The sequence below is a fragment of the Bradyrhizobium sp. DOA1 genome, assembly GCF_001593325.1.
Lineage (GTDB): Bacteria > Pseudomonadota > Alphaproteobacteria > Rhizobiales > Xanthobacteraceae > Bradyrhizobium.
Genome location: NZ_JXJM01000001.1, coordinates 5,069,054 through 5,088,761 on the forward strand (window position 1 = coordinate 5,069,054; position 19,708 = coordinate 5,088,761).

Consider the following 19,708-nt stretch of genomic DNA (forward strand, 5'->3'; position numbering starts at 1 on the left):
AGTCGCTCTCCGACGTCTGGGCGCAGGGGCCGCAGACCTATCTCGGTCTCACCGTCGAGGGGTTCCCGAACTTCTTCATGATCACCGGGCCCGGCAGCCCGTCGGTGCTGTCGAACATGGCGGTGTCGATCGAGCAGCATGTCGACTGGGTGGTCGATCGCCTTGCCGCGCTGCGCGATGCCGGCTTCACCACGATGGAGCCGACGGAGACGGCGCAGGCGGGCTGGGGCCGGCACATGGCCGACTGCGCGATGCTGACGCTGCACCGGCTCGCCAACACCTGGTACACGGGCGCCAACGTGCCCGGCAAGGTGCAGGGCCTGATGCCCTATACCGGAGGCGTCGGCCCCTATCGCAGCATCTGCGACGAGGTGGTGAGCCGTGGCATGCTCGGCTTCAAGCTCACCGGCCCCAATGGCGCTACGCAATGCAATGACGGCGAGGTGGTGCGCCTCCAGCCCGACGTGCGGCTGGTGCTGAACCTGCTCGCGTCGCTGAACCTGCCGCCGATCGAGTCGATGGGCGCGATCGGCGCCCGCGCCTTCGTCAACGAGTTCAACAAGGGCCGCCCTGCGGGCCGACCGATCGGCGAGATCGTCGACGGCACCCTGCCCATTGCCGACGGCACGCTGCCTTACCGCGTCTACAAGCCGGCAACGCCGGGGCCGCATCCGGTCGTGGTCTATTTCCACGGCGGCGGCTGGGTGCTCGGCGACGAGCAGTCGGACGAGCCGTTCTGCCGCGACATGGTGCGGCGGACCGGCATGATCTTCGTCAGTGTCGGCTATCGCCATGCGCCGGAGCATCGTTTCCCCACCGCGGCCGAGGACGGCTATGCGGCGACGCGCTGGATAGCCGAGCACGCCGCCGAGCTCGGCGGCAAGCCAGGCCCGGTGCTGGTCGCCGGCTGGAGCGCCGGCGGCAACATCGCCGCCGTCACCTGCCAGCTCGCGCGCGACCGCGGCGGTCCCGCCATCGCCGGCCAGCTTCTGGTCTGCCCGGTCACCGACTGCACCTTCGATCGGCCCTCCTACGAGGAGAATGCGACCGCGTACTTCCTGACACGCGGGCTGATGTACTGGTTCTGGGATCTCTATTGCTCGCCGGCCGACCGCACCGATCCGCGCGTCTCGCCGCTCCGCGGCAAGGTCGCCGGCCTGCCGCCGGCCTTTGTCGTCACCTGCGAGTTCGATCCGCTGCGCGACGAAGGCGTCGCCTATGCCGAGGCGATGGAAGCCGCCGGTGTCCAGGTCGAGCAGCTCAAGGCGCGCGGCCATTTCCACTCGTCCTTCGCGATGGTGGACGTGGTGATCACGGGCGCGCCGGGCCGGCTGCAGATGGCCGGAGCCTTGCGGCGCTTCGCCGGGCTGCCGCCGGAGCTCAGCCGCGGCGATGAAAGCAACCAGGGCCATGCCAGCCCGGGCCACAGGATCGCAGCCGCCGCCAGCTGATAGGCGCAAGTGGCCGGGAACCTTTACCCGGCCACCGCGTTGAGAGCTTGGCATTGAGATGCAGCGACAGGTGTAAGCCCCGGTGCGCAAGTCCGCGTACTGGGGTTCTTTTTGCGTGAGGCGGGACGATGGGAGACGTGGCTGGGGATTCAAAGGTCGATTTCGGCGCGCTTGCAACGCTGCATAAATGGCCGTCGCTGGCCAATCAGCGCCAGCCCGACCGGGAGCCTTACCAGGTCATCGAAGGCACGCTCGACGATTGCATCTCGGCGTTCATGGCCAAGCCGGCGGCAACCCGGCACCTCTATGAAATCCGCACCAAAGCGCAGCCACCGCTCGTGACCGAGATCCTCTCGCCCGAGCATGTCCTCGAGCTCTCGCGTTTGAGGGAATTTCTCTGAGCGCTTCACAAGCCTGTGCGTAGGAACCTTCTTCTGGTTTTTCCCGTTGTCGGAGATCGGAAGCCAAGACGCGAGCGCCTCACATGCTTGAAGCTGGCCTGCCCTCTCCGGTCGTGCCCTATGGCGCAGACCAGACTCTGTTCGTGGTGATCGATCGCCTCGACCGGTCGACCGAAATCCGCATTGAGCGCAGCGATCTCGAAGCCACCATCGGCGAGCTCGTCGCCGGCTGCTTCAACGATCCTGTCAAGGTGATTTCGTTCAACACGCTCGAGCACTGGATGAAGGACATCTCGACCGACGTCGCAGGCGAGATCAAGGCGCGCTGCGATATCGACGGCGTGACGCTGCCCGACTATCTCAGCGACTTCGTCGAGAGCCACAGCTAAGCACGTACGCCAGCTGCAACGGCAACAAAAAAGCGCCGCTTCCGCGGCGCTTTTCGTGTGGCCGACTTTAATTACCGCCAGAACAACGCCAGCAGCAGAACGATCGGCAGTGGAATTCCAAGCATCCAAAGCAAAGCACCTCGTCCAAGACCCATGATGTCCTCCTCTTGTATCGCCGGGATGACGCCCGAGAGAAAGAGAAGTTCCGCACCTGGCAGCGGGGCGAAATGCAACTAGGGCATGGAACGCAGAAGTTATGCGCTGCGGCGCTTGCCGGCGATGACCTCGATCTCGCGGCGGCGCTCGCCCGCGAAGGTCAGGAGCTTTTCGATCGTCAGCGTATCCGTGATCCGTTTGGCCAGCCGCTCGGCACGCGCGGCCTGATCTTCGAGATACTGGATCGTGGTCAAACGCCGCCTCCCCCGAAAGCCCCAAAATTGTTGGAGAGCCATGGTGCTTGAGAAGCCGCTAACAGCCGGTTAAGCGGCGCAATGCCGATCTTGTCCTACTGCACGACGTCGAGCCGGACATTGGTGATGCCCTTGTCGACCATGCCGAGCGCCTCGGCCGCGGACGGCGACACGTCGACCACGCGCCCACGAATATAAGGCCCGCGATCATTGACCCTGACGGTGACGAAGCGGCCCGAGGAGGTGTCGGTGACGCGCAGCTTGGTGCCGAATGGCAGGGTGGGATGCGCGGCGGTCAGCTCGTTCTTGTCGAACTTCTCGCCGCTCGCGGTCTGCGTATCCGAATAGAAGCTGGCAACGCCGTGCGAGGCCGTCTGCTTTGCCTGACCAACGGGGACACGCGCCCGGCTGATCGGGCGCGGATGCAGCGCGGCCACCTTCTGCGGACGCTCCAGCGCGGCCTGCCGGCCGGTACCTGCGAGATCGGCCTTCTGGCGGCCGACCGGCGATTGCGCACAGGCGGCGAGCGAGGCGGCGCCTGCTATGGCGAGCAGCAGCCGGCACGAAGTTGCGAAGGAAATCCGGGCAGTTTCGGCACGTGCAATGCGAGACATGGTACGCCCTCCGAACGGCCGGATTTTCGGTGGGCAATGAGGGCAGAACCTTGTCGGAACAAAAGCGCGCGTAGGGCCGCCGCCGTTTCGCGCCAGCTGTGACGATTCCACCACAGTCGCTGTCCTGAATCGGGACAGGCTCGCAAGATGAGCCGGACGGCAGTGTCAGTTGGTCGTACGGGGCGCGGACGGAGCAACGCCCTCCAGGAGCCGCATCAGTTCACGCCAATAGAGCCTTCGCCAGTTCGTCTGCAACCCGGCGAGGAAATCGAGCTCTCGTTGCGTCAACGTGCACATCGCGCGTCAGGCCACGAGGCCGCCCATCGCCTTGACGTCGGCGCTACCGGGGAAGACCGTCTCAGCCAGCACCTTCTCCTCGACGCGCAGGTGATCCCGCAGCAGCCCCTTCAGCACGGCGCGCAGATCGGTGGTCGGCTTGAGATCGCGATCCTCGAACAGCTGCGCCGGCCTCAGCCCCGGCCAGTCCGCGATCACGCGGCCGCCGGCGAGCCCGCCGCCGATCAGGAACGCCACCGTGCCGGTGCCGTGATCGGTGCCTTGCGTGCCGTTGATGCGCGCAGTGCGGCCGAACTCGGTGACGACGGCGACCACCGTCTCGCCCCATGCCGCGCCCATATTGGTCTCGATCGCGGCGAAGGCGCCATCGAGCGCGCCGAGCAGGTTGTAGAGCTGACCCGAGGCCGCACCTTCGGCGATATGCGTGTCCCAGCCGACGAAGCCCATGGCGCCGACGCGCGGGCCGTCGGGCCTGGCGAGATAGCGCGCGGCCGTGCCGGCGGCGTCGGCGAAGTAGGCGCGCACCCGTGCGATGCCCGGGGGCGCCAGCGTCGGATCATCCGACATCGCTTCGCCCGCGCCCGGCGTGCCGCCGAGTGAAGCAAGCTTCATCCGCGCCTGCAGCACGGTGGCAAGCTTCGGATCGGTGTGCTGATAGATGTCGAGCAGGCGGCTCTGCGTGTCCTCGCTGGCCGACAGCAGCTTCTGCGGCACCCATGTCATAACGGGCGCCGAGCCGCGCACCACCAGCGGCGTCACCGAGCCGATGCCGAGCGCGAGGCTGCCGCGCGGATCCACGCGCCCGCCCGATTCCAGCGCGGCCAGCGCACGGTTGAGCCATCCCGACGCGGTCATTCCGGGTTTCGACATGCCGCTTTCGAGCACGTCCTGGCCGTCGAAATGCGAACGCTCGCGATAAGGCGTCGCGGCGGCATGGACGATCGCGGCCTTGCCGCTCTTGTAGAGACGATGCAGGTTCGGCATCGCCGGATTGAGCGCGAAAAAGGAATCGAGCGGCAGCGCCGCCGGCCTGCCGTCCAGCACCAGCGCGCGATCGCCGCGCAAGGCGATCCAGTCGGGATCGCCGACGGGTGCGACCGCACCCAGTCCGTCGAGCGCGCCGCGCAGGACGATGACGAGCAGGCGCGGATCGCGTCCCTCGGCGCGGGCGATCCGTGGCATCTGGCTCCATGCGAACAGCGCACCGGAACCGACCAGAAGCTCGCGCCGCGTAGGCAGGTGATCGACGACGCCCATGCTCACCTCCTCTGAAAATCCGCCGACATGAACAAGAGCGCCAGCGCCTGCTGCCGGCTCTCGGCGCGGCCGACCGCCTGCTTCACCTCGCTCGCGACCTGCGATGCGCAGACATCCTCGATGATGGCTTGCGGATCGGCCTTGCCGCTGATGCGCTCGGCAAGATTGTTGGCGAGGTCGAGCCGGCGGCCGACGCCGTCGATCCAGCTCACTTCATCATCCGGATAGCCCTTCGGCGCCGGCGGACGCCACAGCGCCTCGCCGAGCAGCTCCTGGCCGGCGGTGTAGCGGACGGGATCGACCACCGTGACGCCCGCTGCGCGCGCCATGCCAATGACCCATTCGCCGGGCCGCTTGAGCTTCGACGGCGGCCCCCGCCAGGCATCGTCCGACGACACCATCGCGATAGCAACCTGCTTGAGATCGCCCTCGGTGTCGCGAAAGGTCTTCGCCATCTGCGCGACGAGCGCGGGCGGCGGCTCGTCGGCGACGAAATGGCGAGCGAGCTTGGTCGCGACATGGATCGCGGTCGCCGGATGCGCGGCGAGATCGCGCAGCACGGCGCGGCCCTGCTCGACGTCGTCCTGCTCGTAGCGCTTGCCGAGCACGGTCTGCCCGCCCGGCTCGTGCAGACGCGGATTGAAAATGAACTCGCCGCCATGCTGGGGATCGGCACCCGGCGGCACCAGCGTCCAGCCGGTCATGACGTTGGCGAAGCTGATGACGTCGTCCTGCGTGTAGCCGGCGCGCACGCCGAGCGTATGCAGCTCCATGATCTCGCGCGCGATGTTCTCGTTGAGACCGCGGTTGCGGTTGATGCCGGCGATCGAGCTGGCGCCCATCGATTCCAGATTGTCGAGATAAAACAGCATGGCCGGATGGCCTTCGACCGCGAGCAGGAGATCGGCGAAGCGGCCGAGCGCGTTGGCACGCACGGCTTCGCGCTCGTAGGCGCCGGACATGCTCTGGATCTTGTTGGCCGAGACGCAGAAATGGTTGGACCAGAACCACACCAGCCGCTCGGCAAAGCCGATGTCGGCGGCAAGCGCAGCTTCCGTGCGCAGCTTGGCTTCCTGCAAGTAGATCGGACGGCCAGGATCGGGAACGGCGTCGGCCGCCTGTTTCGCCGCCATCTCGGCGGCGTCCTTCTGCTGACCCTGCGCCTGTCCCTGCGTCGCCGCTTGAGGCGTAACCTCCGATGCAGCGGACGCCGACGCCATCTGCTTCTTCGCCTGCTGCTGCGCCTGCTTCGCGCGCGCCGTCCGCCGCGCATTAGCGTCGGCGACCGTGCGATAGGCCTTGGCACTGGAAGGGAGGTTCGCGGCGGCAGACAACAGCAGCGGCCGCTCGAGCTCGGCAATCAAAGCGCCGCGGGGGTCGGCGCCGATCGCGGCAACCGATCCCGGCCGGGGCCCCATCCCGAAGCGATGAAGCGCCAAAACGGCCTTTGCCTTTACAGGATCGCTCATGGCGGATGCCCAATTCTTCGAGCCTGCCAGCAACGCGGCATACAGCTACGAAATGTAATGCTACATTATGTAGCATTACGGGCGTGAGGCGGCAAGCGGATAATGGCCGCGCCGGCGGTCAAGACATCGGGAGCCGCCGCGCTCCCGACACGCGATGAAATTTTCAGAAGTTCGGCCCGAGCGCGATCTTGGTGATCGTGCCGTTCCTGACACCGATGCGCCATTCCGCCGAACCGTTGGCGAACTGGGCGATATAGATGTCGCTGTCGAGCGCCGTGACGCCGCGGAACGAGACCGCGCGCAACGCGCCGAGCCGCGCCAGGATCGCCTGATCGAACGGCAGCTGCTGGCGCGTGATGTCGGCGACTTCCGACGTCATGTGCTCATAGTCCGGCTGTCCCTTGCCGACGCCCTCGATGTAACGGCGCAGCATCTCCTCGCCACTGGCGATCGGAACGGCACGGCGCGCGGCCCGTCCCGGTCTTGCGCCGAGGCTCGTCGCCTCGACATTGTGAAAACGCGTCTGCCGGCCCGGCACCAGGATCTCGAGACATCGCCCCGATTTGTCTGCAATCACCCAGGGGCTGTTCACGGTCGTCGTGGCGGTCCAGCTCATGTTGGGCCTGACCACGCTCTGCGCCTTGCGACTGCCGTCGGCATCGAGATTGAACACCTGGATGTCGTCGCCCAGCTCGTTGTAGAGCATGATCCGGATCGGCGAGGTGCCGGCGTGGCCACGCACATTTGCCTCCTCCGCGCATCGCACGATGCCGCCGAGTTCGTCATTGCCGTCGGCCCGGAAGATCACGTCGCCGACCTTGCCGTCGGGCTCGAGCAGCAGGCGGAATTCCGCCGTACCGTTCTCGAACTTGGCGCCGTAGATGTCGTAGCCGCCGGGGCCAACGCCACGGAAGAAGACCGATTCGAGGGCGCCGAGCGCCACGAACGTTGCCTGCGTCTCGTTGAGCTGGCGATGGATCTTCGCAGCCAGCGGCGCACTCATGCGATCGTAGTTCGGCGTGCCGTGCCGCAGATCCTCGATCCCGCGCAGGATCATCTCCTTGCCGCCGGAAACCGGAACCTGCTCGCGGAAACGATCCGGGACTTCCGCGACGCGGCGCGCGAAGTCGGCCTCGATCGCCTGCGCCACCGCCGCGTCGATCCGCGGCGCGAGGCGCGCACCGGAGATCGCGTTCTGGACCAGCACGCGCGAGACCTTGGCCTGCTCGTCGCGCAGGAAGATCAGGAGGTTGTCGCCACGGATCGAGAAGACATCGGCGCCCTCGGCGAGAAGCGCCGCCGGGCCCCGCACGGTTTCCTCCACCTGGAGCCGGTCACCGTCGCGGCGCACGGTCAGCACGCGGTTCGGCGCGGCCCTGTACCAGCCGACATATTGATCGAGCGCTGCAGGATCGGCGGCCGACGCAGGCATCTCTGCGACACGGACCGCGCGGATGTCGCGACCGTTCATGCGCAGCGTCAGCTCGGAGGAGCGGCGCTCCGCTTCGAGCGGAAACGTGATCTCGCCGGACGAGGCCGGGTAGGACGCGATGCCGTCGCTCCCAACCGCCAGGCGCAATTTGCGCTGCCCGGTCAGCTGGCCATAGAGCTCGTCGCCTTCGCGGAAGATCGCGAACACCGACGCCGGACCCATGGCATAGAAATTGACGATGGGGCGGTAATGCTGGGCCGGCACCTCGCCGAGCTCGGCGGTAACAGGCGCGAGTTCGGGTGTGCGATAGGCGATCATGCCGGTGGATACGATCACGGCGGGGACGATCGCGGCGCCGATCGTCAGTCGCTTGCGCCAGCCGACCGGGACGGGCATCGCGGTGGCTGCGATGATGCGCTCGACGCGGGCGCGCACGGTCGAGGCCCGCGCCATCGCAAGCTCGACCGGCCGCGGCTTCACGGTGCTGGCAAAGTCGAGCAGAATTTCCGCATAGGACAGCCGGTCATCGATCATCTCGATCGCCCGGGCATCGCTGATGATCTCGGCGAGTTCGGCGAGGCGCGCAAGCTGCCACCACGAGAACGGGCTGAACCAGAACACCGCGCGATTGAGCGAGGCCAGCAGCAGCACGTAGAAATCACGGTTGGCGACATGCGCCCCCTCATGCGCGAGCACGGCGTTGCGCTTTCGCGCGTCCCATCCGGCGAATTGCGGCGGCACCAGAATGGTCGAGCCGAAGGTGACGGGACCGCCGACGTCGCGGCTGACGCGCACGTCGGCAGCGATCGACGGCGAGCCCTTCATCGGCGTCGCCGCCCGTGCCATGCGCCAGGTCAGGCAGAGCCCGATCATCAGCCGCAGCAGCAGGCACGCCGCGACGACGGCATAGACGATGGTGGCGACCAGCCACCAATTGATCGAAAGGCCGTTGCTGGCGGGCGGCGCAATCGCCGCACCGGGCGCGACCGGCAGCGCGGACTGCGGCATCTCCAGCATCGAAACGTCGGCCGGCAAAACATCGGCAGGCGCCGGCATGGGCAGAGGCGGCCGGGTGATCGTCAGCGTCGGCCAGTGCATCACGAAGGGCATCGCCAGCGATGCCAGGAGCACGACCACCCACGCCGTCATCTGAACGTGCGGATTGCGTACGCGACACAGGATGAGAGCGAACCAGACGACGCCTCCCAGCACAAAGGAGCGTAGCGCCGCCTCCGCCAGAGTTGCGATCATTCTTTCTTCACTCCCCTCGCCTTCTTCGCCTTGGCCACCTGGTCGGCCAGTGTTCGCAATTGCTGCTGGTCGAGCATCTTGTTGTCCACCATGCCGACGAGGACTTCCTCGATCGAGCCGTTGCAGAACCAGTCGACGATGCGCTGCACCGCCTTGGCCGCCACGCGCGCGCGCGGTTCGGCGGCCTGGTAGACATAGGTGCGGCCGTCCACGGTGTGGGTGGCATAGCCCTTTTCTTCCAGCCGGCGCAGCACGGTGCGAACCGTCGACTCTTTCAGGCGCCGCGACAATCGCTCGCGCACCACTTCGGCCGTGACAGGACCATGGGCCCAAACCAATTGCATGACCTCGCGCTCGAGATCTCCCAGTTCGGGCAAACGATCGTCCATGGCAGTTCCTTGCGCTGAGTTTTCTTGTAATGCTACAGATTGTCGCATATACCGGCGCGCGGGACAACGGCGTTTCCACCGGAAATAGTGTCGCGCGCTGACCTGACACCAGCCTGACACCTGACGAGCCGGACGGACTTCGGACCCGATTGGCGGTGTACCTCGCCCCTCACCCGGATCGCGGGCGGTCCGAGCTCTCCCCGCCGAAGAGCGCGGAGAGGCTAGGGGCGCCCGCTCTATCGCACCCTCTCCCCGTTCTGACGGGGAGAGGCTGGCGTGAGGAGCGCCTCCACGCGTTCAGCTCGAGCTGCAAGCCTCAGTATTTCGGCTCGTACATCAGCGACTGTACCAGGGCCTTCACGTCATTGGGCGCGGGGCCATCGGCGAGGCCGCGCTGATAGGCGACGTCCGCCACGGCGGCGGCGATGCGGACCGAAACCTCGCGGATGCGCGGCAGCGCTGGATAGAGGCTGCCTTGCGCGAGGTCGTCCTTGCCGACGCAGTCGGCGAGCGTGTGCGCCGCCGCCATGAACATCTCGTCGGTCACGAGGCGCGAGCAGCTGGCGATGACGCCGAGGCCGACACCGGGGAAGATGTAGGAGTTGTTGCCCTGACGCGGCACGAAGGTGCGGCCGTTGAGCTTCACCGGGTCATACGGGCTGCCGCAGGCGAACAGCGCGCGGCCTTCGGTATAGCGATAGGCATCCTCCGCCGAGCATTCCGCCTTCGAGGTCGGGTTGGAGAGCGCGAACACGATCGGCTGCTCGTTGAGCTCGGCCATCGTCTTGAGCACCTCGGGCGTGAAGGCGCCGCCGACCGCGGCGACGCCGATGATCGCCGTCGGCTTCAGCGTCTTGATCGCGGTGAGGAAATCTGCGATCGGCGCCTGGTCGGCATGCGCATAGCGGAGCTTGTGGCCGGAGAGGCCGTCACGGCCGCCGACGACGAGGCCGCGGGAATCCACCAGCCAGTTGCGGCGAAGCGCTTCCGCTTCGGATGCGCCCTCCGCCATCATGGCGGAGACGACCAGGTCGGCGATGCCGGTCGCCGCCTCGCCCGCGCCGAGGAAGAGAATGCGCTGGTCCCTGAGCTTGCCGCCGGAGATGCGCAAAGCCGAGAACAGGCCGGCCAGCGCCACCGCCGCGGTGCCCTGGATGTCGTCGTTGAAGACACAGGCTTCATCGCGATATTTATGCAGCAGCTTGAACGCCGAATGGTTGGCGAAATCCTCGAACTGGATCAGCACGCCGGGAAAGGTCTTGCGCGCCGCCTGCATGAACTCGTCGACGAAGCCGTCATAGGCTTCGCCCGTCAGTCGCCGCTCGCGCAGGCCGAGATAATAGGGATCGTTCAGAAGCTCTTCATTGTTGGTGCCGACGTCGAGCACGATGGGCAGGCAGTGCTCGGGATGCACGCCGGCGCAGGCCGAATAGAGCGAGAGCTTGCCGACCGGAATCCCCATGCCGTTGGCGCCGAGATCGCCAAGTCCCAAAATGCGCTCGCCGTCGGTGACGACGATCAGCCTCGCCTGATAAGGCCAGTTCTTCAGGATCTCCGCGATCTGGCCGCGATCGCGCGAGGAGATGAACATGCCGCGCGGCCGCTGGAAGATCAGCCCGTATTTCTGGCAGGCGAGCCCCACGGTCGGCGTGTAGATGATCGGCTGGATCTCGTCGATATTTTCGACCACGACGCGGAAGAACAGCGCCTCGTTGCGGTCATGCAGCGCGTTCAGCGCGACGTATTTTTCCAGATCCGTCGGCAGCGTGCGCAGATTGGTGAGGACGCGCTGGGCCTGCGTCTCCATCGTCAGCACGCAAGGCGGCAACAGGCCGCGCAGACCCAGCGCCTCGCGCTCGGTTTCCGTGAAGGCGGTGCCCTTGTTGAGCAAGGGATCGCGCAGCAGCGTCATGCCATGCGATTGATCGGATGATGTCGGCTGGGCAGCGACCCGGGCAGGTCTATTCACGAATTCCCCCAAAAGTCTCTTATTGAACCGCAGGCATTGTCGGCCAGCGCTCCCCAGAGATCAAGGACGTTGGGACTCGTGCATCGATTGTGATCTCGCACCGCAGCGAGACTGTGTGGGGACACCGTCGGTCAAGCGGTCAGCGCGGCAAAGCAGAGAGCAAGAGCGCTTTCTCTCCCCCTCGTCATTCCGGGGAGGGCGTGGCGAGCCGCTATCCGGCCGCCCGCCGCGGCGTCAGATTGGCGGCGCTGTCGGACGGTGGCACGACATGCATCAGGATCGTCTGTGTCGCGGATGCGACCTGGATCCCGTTCTGCTGGAAGCGCTGCTTCATGCGGCGATTGAATTCGCGCTGGACCGGCCAGCGGCCGGCCTCGGTGCAGCGGATCTGGCCGACGATCGACACCATCGCGCCATCGACCTTGTCGATGCCCCAGAGCTCGAGATCGCCGCGAATCAACGCGCGGAAATCCGGCTCACTGCGCATCTCGTCGACGATGTCCTTGAGGATCTGGCCGGCGCGATCGGTGTCTTCCTTGTAGGCGACGTTGACGCTGACCGAGGCATTGCCGGCGCCGCGGCTGGCATTGGTGATGGTCGTGACCGCGCTGAACGGCACGATGTGCACGGCGCCATCACCGGCACGCAGGCGGATGGTGCGGATCGAGACGTTCTCCACCACGCCCGACAATCCTGAAACGCTGACATTGTCGCCGACCTGCACCGTGTTCTCGAGCAGCAGGAACAGGCCCGTGATGAGGTCCTGCACCAGCTTCTGCGATCCGAAGCCGATGGCGATGCCGACGATGCCGGCACCCGCGAGCAACGGAGCGACATTGACGCCGATCTCGCTCAGCGCGGTGAGGCCGACAACGGTCCCTATCAGGCAGAGCAGCGCCGTGCGTAGCATCGGCTGGAACGTGCGCAGGCGCGCGGCGCGGGCATAGTGGCCGTCCCGCGACAGCGTATTGATCTGGCGGTCCAGCAGCGCGTTGCTGGCCTCCCAGATCGCGGCTGCGATGGCAACGGCGAGGCCGATCGTCACGACGGCCGAGATCAGCCGGCTGCCGATCTGGCCGCCATAGAACCAGACGATGGCGTCCACGCCCCAGACTTCGAGCACGGCCACGAAGCCGATGAAGGCGATCACGCCCGATACGATCTTCCGCAGCATCGGCAGATAGCGGTTGGCGCGGATCTCGAGGCCGGGAAAGCGCTGGAGGATCTCCGGCTTGATGCGGAAGCCGCGGTCGATCAGGCTCAGCGTCAGCATGATGGCGACGCGCGTGATCAACGCCACCACGGCCGTGCCGACGAAATACTGCAAGAGCAGCGAATAGCCGTTGCGGATGTTGAGCGCCCACACCGCCCACAGCGCGAGATCGAGCGCAATGGCCGGATAGTGCCAGCCGCCGGCGATGCGATTGCGCAGGCGGGCCGCGATCCCCTGCCGCTCAGCCGGCGCGCGGATCGCTTCGGCGACCTGGCGGCGGCATTGCAGGATGATGACGACGACGAAGAGATGCACGACCAGCATTACCATGCGCAGCAACGCGGCATAGCCGGCGCGGTGCAAGCCGAGCAGCAAGGCTACATTGGCAAAGGCGATGCCGGAGACGCCGACGCCGACGATGCGGCGCGCCCAGATCTCGACATAGGCGGCGGTCTCGGCCCTGACAGGAAACACGCCGAACGGTCCCGCCAGCGCCCGGACCGCGCAAATCAGGCCGCGCGAGAACGCGTAGGCGTTGACGACCGCGAGGATCACGAGGCGAACGGTGGTGGGCTGACCGATCTCCGTGCCGAGGAGCGCGGTGGCGACGCCGACGAAGACGACCACCGGCAGCAGCTCGAGCACGAAGCGTCCCAGCACGAAGGGCAGCCGCGACAGGACCTGCCAGACGCGCGCAAGGCTGTGACGGCGCTTGTTCAGCTCGGGGGCCGGAGTGACGTCGGCAACCGATGACGGCGGGTCAATTGTGGGCAGCACCTGTGCCGGCAGGCGCGCCGTCTGCGGCACGCGTCCCTCGAGGAATACGACCGGGCGGCGGATCAGGCGGAAGATCACCCACTCGGCCGCAAGGGCGCAACCGAGCACCAGCGCCAGCTTCCAGGCGATCTCGATCAGGAGATTGTAGGCGGCGGGATCATTCGCGGTGCGCAGGAACCAGTAATAAAACGCCGGAAAATGCGTAAGCGTCCGGGCCATGCTGGCGATCTCGCCCGATATCTCCTGAATCTCCTCCGACACCGTGAGCAGGAGTTGCGCGCCGAGGCCGTCGGCCGCCAGCGGAATCGGCGATTTCTGCCCGGGCGCGGTCGCTGCCGGCTGCTGCGGGCCGGATACATTCGCGATTGCCCGCAGCGTATCGATCATCTGCGCGCGTTTCTTGTCGTCCTGGAGCGTGTCGAGCGCTCGCCTGGCCTCGTCAGGCGACAGCGCGGCCGCGCTGCTCGCAGCCGGCGTTTCGGCGCGGGCACCGGAGAGGGATGAGATCGCGAGGAAGAGAGCGGCGAGGAGCGCCGGGACAAGCTTATGCGACACGCGGATTCCCTGAAAAAAATGAATGCACCCGCGGTGTCGTGGCCGTCACCGCCGAAGCACATGCGTCATGTCGGATTGGCGCTATTCGCCCCGAGCCTGTGTCGGAAGTTGGCCTTCGCGGCGACATTCTCTTGGCATTTGCCGCAATGCAGGATCGGGGGAACCGTGGCGGGCCCATGAAGAGAACCGCGCTTGAGCGCGTGCCCGGAATCACGACGAGGAGGAAAGCTCAGCGAGAAGGAGTTCGAGGCTACGGACTCTACCAACGTGTCAGGTTCGTCGAAGGGCGCGTGTCAAAAATACAGCGCCGGGAAGGTAGGGGCTTTGCCTCACTGATGCAGCCCTCTAAACCTTGACCCGGCGTGCCGTTCGCGGTTTCCGCCGCTATGCGATAGTCCGAACGAGCTCCATCGCAATCAACGCGGCTGGATTTGCGGAGGTGGTGTCATAGACCTCCCCTTGCTCATGAGGTGGACGTTGCGCGTCGCTTGTTGGCGACCACCGTGATGCTCCTCCCGCGACACAAAACTGTCAAGCAAGATCAATGACGTGAAAGATCACATTTCAATGTGCCGGTTCCCGGAATGGTATGGTGACATCATGCTCCTGTTTTGCCCGACGCGTCAATTCGATTTCGTAAAATCCGCAATCATGTGATGCCACCGGCAAGCCATTGATTCCGCTACGCCCGTCTACTGTGCATGGGGTTGTTTTCGCAGTTTGGTCTGCGGCCTAGAGAAACATGTCGGCGAGGTCGACCGTCGAGGACTTACCGACCGAGTCGAAGTTGCGCTCCAGCCAACTTCGCGCCGCCGCGCGGCCCTCGTCGCGCAGGCGGCACAACAGGCTCCATTCGGGATGGAATTGCGTGGCGGTGCCGAGCTGCGACATCAGCTGGTCGTTGCCGATCCAATGCATGTACATCCGGCTGTGCCTGTTGCTGTCGAGCTCGCCATCGTCGATCAGCCGCGTGGCGAAGGCGATCGCGCGCATCTCGCGCATCAGCGACGAATTGAAGCTGATCTCGTTGATGCGATGGAGGACGTCGGCCGCGCTGGTCGGCAGTTCGTCGCGCCGAATCGCCGTGACCTGCACGATGAGGACGTCGTGACTGCCCTTGCGGTAGATCAGCGGATAGATCGCGGGATTGCCGAGATAGCCGCCGTCCCAAAAATGCTCGCCGTCGATCTCGACGGCCTGGAAATAGGGCGGCAGGCAGGCCGAGGCCAGCACGGTCTCCGCGGTGAGATGCGGGCTCTGGAACACCTTGATCTTGCCGGTGCGGACGTTGGTGGCGTTGAGAAACAGTTGCGGCGCCTCGGGCGAGGAATTGAGCCGGTCGAAATCGACCACGCGCTGCAACAGCGCGCGTAGCGGATTGAAGTGGAAGGGGTTGAGCAAATTCGGCGGAACGGTATGCGTCAGCGTGTGGATGAAGGCATGAACCGGATGATATTCCGGCGGCAGCTTCAGCGCCTGGATCCACTGGTTGAGCGGCGAGAGCAGATCGTACGCCATGTCCATGCGCGACACTTCGTACCAGAACGCGTGCAGGTCCTGCCGCGCCGCCTCCGCGCCTCCCCTCGCCATGCCGGAGGCCATCGCCACCGCGTTCATCGCGCCGGCGCTGGTGGCGCTGACCGCCTCGATCGCGAGCCGGCCGTCCTCGAGCACCTGGTCGAGCACGCCCCAGACGAAGGCGCCATGCGCGCCGCCGCCTTGGAGCGCGAAGCTGACGTTCTTCCGGTTTGCAGGCCCGCTTTCCGTCACCTTCGCTTCCTGCCTGGCTTGCCTTCCTTCTCCAGCGCCTTGCGCACATCGTCGAACTCCTGCGCCGAGGCTTTGTCCGCGCGCGGAAAGCGCAGGTCCAGCTTTTCCAACGCTGCATTGATCACCGAGCCGATCACGACGCGCGCGAACCATTTGTGGTCGGCGGGGACGACATACCAAGGCGCGTGAGCCGTAGCGGTGTGGCGCACGATGTCCTGATAGACCGCCTGGTAGCGCGGCCACAACGCGCGCTCCTTGATGTCGTCCATCGAGAACTTCCACTGCTTGGCCGGCTCCTCCAGCCGGTCGAGGAAGCGCTGGCGCTGCTCTTCCTTGGAGATGTTGAGGAAGAATTTCAGCACCACGGTGCCGTTGCGGCAGAGATAACGCTCCCAGGCGGCAATATCCTCGAACCGCTCCTTCCAGATGTTCTTGGTGACGAGTCTCGGCGGCAGCTTCTGCTTGGCGAGGATCTCCGGATGCACGCGCGTCACCAGGCATTCCTCGTAATGCGAGCGGTTGAAGATGCCGATATGGCCGCGCTGGGGCAGCGCGACGGCGTGGCGCCAGAGGAAATCGTGGTCGAGTTCCTTGCTGCTCGGCGCCTTGAAAGGATGGACCTCGCAGCCCTGCGGATTGATGCCTTCGAAGATCGCCTTGATCGCACTGTCCTTGCCGCCGGCGTCCATCGCCTGGAATACGATCAGCAGCGACCAGCGGTCCTGGGCGTAGAGCTTCTCCTGAAATTCGACGAGGCGCTCCTTGTTCGCCTCGAGGATCTCCTGCGCCTTCTCCTTGTCGAGATCGCCCTTCTCGTCGGTCTTGTGATCCCTCAGGTGAAACTTGCCGGAGCCATCGTAACGGAACGGGGTGATGTAGCGGTCGAGTTGTCCGGCGGTCGATCTAGACGGCTTCTTGCTCATGAGTTCGGGGATACCTTGCGTTGCGGCTTCAATCGGTCGAGCACGCTACCAAGGATGCCCTTGGGAAGGAATATGATGAAAAGCACGAGCAATACGCCGTAGACGAGGTTGTCCCAGCCGACCGCCTTGGTGCCGAAGCCGATGCGCAGGGTCTCCGCGAGCATAATGGTGATGATGGCGCCTATGGTCGGGCCGAGCGACACGAACAGGCCGCCGACGATCGCCGCAAACACCATCTGCAGCGACACCGCGATGCCGCTGACGGTGTCGGGCGTGATGAACATCTGATACTGGCAGTAGATTGCGCCGGCGAGCGCCGTCATCACCGCGCTGAGCAGCGTGATCTTCAGCTTCTCCGCGGTGACGTCGACGCCGGCCGCAGCGGCGGCGTCCTCGTCCTCCGAGATCGCCTCCAGCGCATAGCGCGCCATGCTGCGATCGACCCAGTGCCAGACCACGATGCCGAACAGCCAGACCGCGAGCGCAATCAGGTACCACGTCGTCTTGTCGTCGAATTGCAACGCCACCAGCCTGTTGCCGGACGCGCGGTTCGGCGTGTAGCCGAGCGAGCCGCCGGTATAGTCGCGGGTCGCGGTGATGACCTGGAGCACGATGCCGGACAGCGCCAGCGTCACCAGCACGAAATAATGCCCGGTGATGCGGAAGCGAAAGCAGGGATAGCCGACGATCAGCGCCAGCGCGCCGGCCGCGACCATGCTGATGGGGATGCCGATCCAGGGCGACAGGCCGAGATGATTCCACAGAAGCGCGGTGACATAAGCGCCGATGCCCATGAAGCCGCCATGCCCGAGCGAGACGAGGCCGAACCGCCCCATCATCGACCATGACGTGTAGGCGAACGACCAGATCAGGATCAGCACCAGGATGTGCAGATGATAGGGATCGCGATAGACAAAGGGCAGCGCCACCAGCGCCGCCAATCCGATCCCCCACGCCGCAAGCCGCCCCTGCCCCATCATCGGCGCCTCGCCAAAAGGCCCGCGGGCCGGATGAACATCATGACGATGAAGAACGCGAAGGCGAGCACGTAGCCCCATTCGAGGTCGGAGAACAGGCCGCCGAGCGAGATGATCTCCGCGAACACGAAGGCGGCGATGAAGCCGCCGATGAAATTGCCGAGGCCGCCGAGCACGCAGATCAGGAAGGTGATCGGCCCGAAGGAGAGACCGACGAAGGGATGCACGTCATATTGCAGCACCAGGAGGCACGCGGCGAGCCCGGCCAGGGCGCCGCCGAGCGCCGAGGTGATCAGATAGATCCGCCTGGTGTCGACGCCCATCAGCGCCATGATCTGCCGGTCCTGCGAGATGGCGCGGATCGCGGTGCCGGTGAAAGTCCGCGTCATGAAGAGATAGACACAGACCATGCCGACCAGCGCGGCCACGAACGACAGCAGCCGCGCATAGCTGAAATTCATCTCGCCGAAGGCGAGCACCGGCAGGCGGATGCCGAGATTGCGGAAGTCGATGCCGAAGGCGACGGTGGCAAAGCTCTGCAGCACGAACAGCACGCCGCCGGTCGCGAGCAGCTGGTTGATCGGCGGCGCAGTGAGCAGCGGCGCGATCACCAGGTAATGCAGGGCCGCACCGAGCACGGCGACCAGCACCACGGTGAGCGGCGCGGCGACAAAATAGCTGACGCCGTAATACTGCACCATGAAGTACATGCCGTACATGCCGATCATCACGAGCTCGGCGTAACAGATCCAGGTCACGTCGATGACGCCGAAGATCAGGTTGAGGCCGAGCGCCAGCAGCGCCAGCACGCCGCCGAGCAGGATGCCATTGATCACGGCCTCCAGCAAATAGATGTCGAAGACGTCCAGAAATGCCTGCATGCCCCCTCACACCCCGAGATATGCTTCCTTGACCGTGTCGCTCGCCAGCATCTCGGCCGAGGTGCCGGACGCCCTGATCGTGCCCGCCTCGATCAGATAGGCGCGGTCGACCACTTTCAGCACCTGCTGCACGTTCTGCTCGACGATCAGCACGGTCAGGCCGCTGGCGCGGATCCGCTTCACCAGCTCGAACACCTGCTGCACCACGACCGGCGCAAGGCCGGCTGACGGTTCATCCAGCAGCAGCAGCTTCGGATTGGACATCATGGCGCGGCCGATCGCGCACATCTGCTGCTCACCGCCGGACATAGTGCCGGCCATCTGGTGTCGCCGCTCCTTCAGGCGTGGGAACAGGTCGAACACGACCTCGAGCCGCTCGGCATAGTGCCCGCGCGCCTCCTTCATGAAGGCGCCCATCTTGAGATTGTCGTCGACCGTGAGCTGCGGAAACAGCCGGCGGTTCTCCGGCACATGGGCAATGCCGAGGCTGACGATCTTGTGCGAAGGCGTCGCCACGAGGTCGACGCCCTCCATCTTGATCGCGCCGCGCGAGGGCCGGATCAGGCCGGAGATGACGCGCATCAGGGTGGTCTTGCCGGCGCCGTTTGGGCCGATGACGCCGACGGCCTCGCCGGCCTTGACATCAAGGTTGACGCCGAATAGCGCCTGGAATGTGCCATAGCCGGCATTGACGCCGCGGAGCTCCAGCATCGGCTAGCCTCCTGCCCGGCGCCGCGCTTCGGCGGCCGCGGCCTGCGTGGTCTCGGCATCGGTGCCGAGATAGACCTCGATGACGCGCGGATCGCCCGCAACTGCGCTCGGCAGGCCTTCCGAGATCTTCTCCCCGTGATCGAGCACCATGACGCGATCGACGACGCGCATCAGCACGCCCATGATGTGCTCGACCCAGATGATGGTGATGCCGAGCTCGTCGCGGATGTTGCGCAGCATGTCCGCGGCCTGGTCCATCTCGGCCTCGTCGAGACCGCCCAGGCTCTCGTCGGCGAGCAGCAGCTGCGGCGCGGTGGCGAGCGCTTTCGCAAGTTCGAGCTTCTTCAGGCCGGCGGCCCCCAAGCCATCGACGCTGGCATGGCGGTCGGTCGGCAGGCCGACCATCGCCAGTGACCGTTCGGCCGCTTCCTCGGCCTTGACGCGGCTGTGCCGGCCTTGCCCGTAGAAGCCGGCGAGCGCGACGTTTTCGAAGATGGTGAGGCGGCGGAAGGGACGCGGGATCTGGAAGGTGCGGCCGATGCCGCGGTTGATGATCCGGTGCGGCGGCAGGC

The 19,708-nt window shown here is 65.7% G+C and carries 16 protein-coding genes and 1 pseudogene; 3 read left to right on the forward strand and 14 right to left on the reverse strand.

Annotated features, from left to right (window positions below):
- The 3 genes from SE91_RS23605 to SE91_RS37225 form a co-directional block, all read left to right on the forward strand.
- Positions 1-1,451 (forward strand): alpha/beta hydrolase (locus SE91_RS23605; RefSeq protein ID WP_156490044.1); only part of this gene is annotated, 1,451 nt, incomplete at its 5' end.
- Positions 1,452-1,579: 128 nt separating this feature from the next.
- Positions 1,580-1,852, forward strand: coding sequence for a hypothetical protein (locus tag SE91_RS23610; RefSeq protein ID WP_008556977.1), 273 nt, complete (start codon positions 1,580-1,582; stop codon positions 1,850-1,852).
- An 83-nt stretch (positions 1,853-1,935) separates the two neighbouring features.
- Entirely contained in the window at positions 1,936-2,241 is a 306-nt protein-coding gene (locus tag SE91_RS37225; protein ID WP_008556975.1) for a hypothetical protein, read from the forward strand.
- Between the two features lie 254 nt (positions 2,242-2,495).
- Here the strand turns inward: SE91_RS37225 and SE91_RS37230 are convergent, their stop codons facing one another.
- The 14 genes and pseudogenes from SE91_RS37230 to SE91_RS23680 all read right to left on the reverse strand — a co-directional run.
- On the reverse strand, positions 2,496-2,651 hold the full coding sequence (locus SE91_RS37230; protein WP_008556973.1) for a hypothetical protein: 156 nt from the start codon (positions 2,649-2,651) through the stop codon (positions 2,496-2,498).
- Positions 2,652-2,746: 95 nt separating this feature from the next.
- Positions 2,747-3,265, reverse strand: coding sequence for a septal ring lytic transglycosylase RlpA family protein (locus SE91_RS23620; RefSeq protein WP_061849319.1), 519 nt, complete (start codon positions 3,263-3,265; stop codon positions 2,747-2,749).
- A 303-nt stretch (positions 3,266-3,568) separates the two neighbouring features.
- The gene (locus tag SE91_RS23625) at positions 3,569-4,819 is read right to left on the reverse strand and encodes a DUF1501 domain-containing protein (RefSeq protein ID WP_061849320.1); all 1,251 of its coding nucleotides are present in this window, start codon (positions 4,817-4,819) and stop codon (positions 3,569-3,571) included.
- Between the two features lie 2 nt (positions 4,820-4,821).
- The gene (locus SE91_RS23630; protein WP_061851275.1) at positions 4,822-6,288 is read right to left on the reverse strand and encodes a DUF1800 domain-containing protein; all 1,467 of its coding nucleotides are present in this window, start codon (positions 6,286-6,288) and stop codon (positions 4,822-4,824) included.
- A gap of 163 nt (positions 6,289-6,451) precedes the next feature.
- Entirely contained in the window at positions 6,452-8,971 is a 2,520-nt protein-coding gene (locus SE91_RS23635) for a M56 family metallopeptidase (RefSeq protein WP_061849321.1), read from the reverse strand.
- Complete coding sequence (locus SE91_RS23640) at positions 8,968-9,360, reverse strand: BlaI/MecI/CopY family transcriptional regulator (RefSeq protein WP_008556955.1); 393 nt, start codon at positions 9,358-9,360, stop codon at positions 8,968-8,970. Before SE91_RS23640 ends, SE91_RS23635 begins: the two co-directional genes overlap by 4 nt.
- 316 nt (positions 9,361-9,676) lie before the next feature.
- Positions 9,677-11,329 carry an NAD-dependent malic enzyme gene (locus SE91_RS23645; protein ID WP_082813924.1) on the reverse strand — a complete coding sequence of 551 codons (1,653 nt, stop codon included), beginning with the start codon at positions 11,327-11,329 and terminating at the stop codon, positions 9,677-9,679.
- Positions 11,330-11,540: 211 nt separating this feature from the next.
- Positions 11,541-13,874, reverse strand: a complete 2,334-nt coding sequence (locus SE91_RS23650) for a mechanosensitive ion channel domain-containing protein (protein WP_061849323.1) — start codon at positions 13,872-13,874, stop codon at positions 11,541-11,543.
- Between the two features lie 732 nt (positions 13,875-14,606).
- Complete coding sequence (locus SE91_RS23655) at positions 14,607-15,644, reverse strand: patatin-like phospholipase family protein (protein ID WP_061849324.1); 1,038 nt, start codon at positions 15,642-15,644, stop codon at positions 14,607-14,609.
- Entirely contained in the window at positions 15,641-16,567 is a 927-nt protein-coding gene (locus tag SE91_RS23660; RefSeq protein WP_061849325.1) for a polyphosphate kinase 2 family protein, read from the reverse strand. The genes SE91_RS23655 and SE91_RS23660 overlap by 4 nt, the downstream gene beginning before the upstream one ends.
- Positions 16,548-17,547 (reverse strand): annotated as a pseudogene (locus tag SE91_RS23665) (branched-chain amino acid ABC transporter permease). The gene SE91_RS23660 and the pseudogene SE91_RS23665 overlap by 20 nt, the downstream one beginning before the upstream one ends.
- Positions 17,544-18,425: a branched-chain amino acid ABC transporter permease gene (locus SE91_RS23670; protein ID WP_061849327.1), complete on the reverse strand. Its 882-nt coding sequence runs from the start codon at positions 18,423-18,425 to the stop codon at positions 17,544-17,546. Before SE91_RS23670 ends, SE91_RS23665 begins: the two are co-directional and overlap by 4 nt.
- 6 nt (positions 18,426-18,431) lie before the next feature.
- On the reverse strand, positions 18,432-19,136 hold the full coding sequence (locus tag SE91_RS23675; protein WP_008556914.1) for an ABC transporter ATP-binding protein: 705 nt from the start codon (positions 19,134-19,136) through the stop codon (positions 18,432-18,434).
- 3 nt (positions 19,137-19,139) lie between these two features.
- Positions 19,140-19,708 (reverse strand): ABC transporter ATP-binding protein C-terminal domain-containing protein (locus SE91_RS23680; RefSeq protein ID WP_063921312.1); only part of this gene is annotated, 569 nt, incomplete at its 5' end.

Bases quoted from the DNA above. Each gene is read 5' to 3' on its own strand.
- SE91_RS23660 (WP_061849325.1), bottom strand. From the start codon at position 16,567: ATGAGCAAGAAGCCGTCTAGATCGACCGCCGGACAACTCGACCGCTAC.
- SE91_RS37225 (WP_008556975.1), top strand. From the start codon at position 1,936: ATGCTTGAAGCTGGCCTGCCCTCTCCGGTCGTGCCCTATGGCGCAGAC.
- SE91_RS23620 (WP_061849319.1), bottom strand. From the start codon at position 3,265: ATGTCTCGCATTGCACGTGCCGAAACTGCCCGGATTTCCTTCGCAACT.
- SE91_RS23635 (WP_061849321.1), bottom strand. From the start codon at position 8,971: ATGATCGCAACTCTGGCGGAGGCGGCGCTACGCTCCTTTGTGCTGGGA.
- SE91_RS23670 (WP_061849327.1), bottom strand. From the start codon at position 18,425: ATGCAGGCATTTCTGGACGTCTTCGACATCTATTTGCTGGAGGCCGTG.
- SE91_RS23675 (WP_008556914.1), bottom strand. From the start codon at position 19,136: ATGCTGGAGCTCCGCGGCGTCAATGCCGGCTATGGCACATTCCAGGCG.
- SE91_RS23625 (WP_061849320.1), bottom strand. From the start codon at position 4,819: ATGGGCGTCGTCGATCACCTGCCTACGCGGCGCGAGCTTCTGGTCGGT.
- SE91_RS23630 (WP_061851275.1), bottom strand. From the start codon at position 6,288: ATGAGCGATCCTGTAAAGGCAAAGGCCGTTTTGGCGCTTCATCGCTTC.
- SE91_RS23640 (WP_008556955.1), bottom strand. From the start codon at position 9,360: ATGGACGATCGTTTGCCCGAACTGGGAGATCTCGAGCGCGAGGTCATG.
- SE91_RS23610 (WP_008556977.1), top strand. From the start codon at position 1,580: ATGGGAGACGTGGCTGGGGATTCAAAGGTCGATTTCGGCGCGCTTGCA.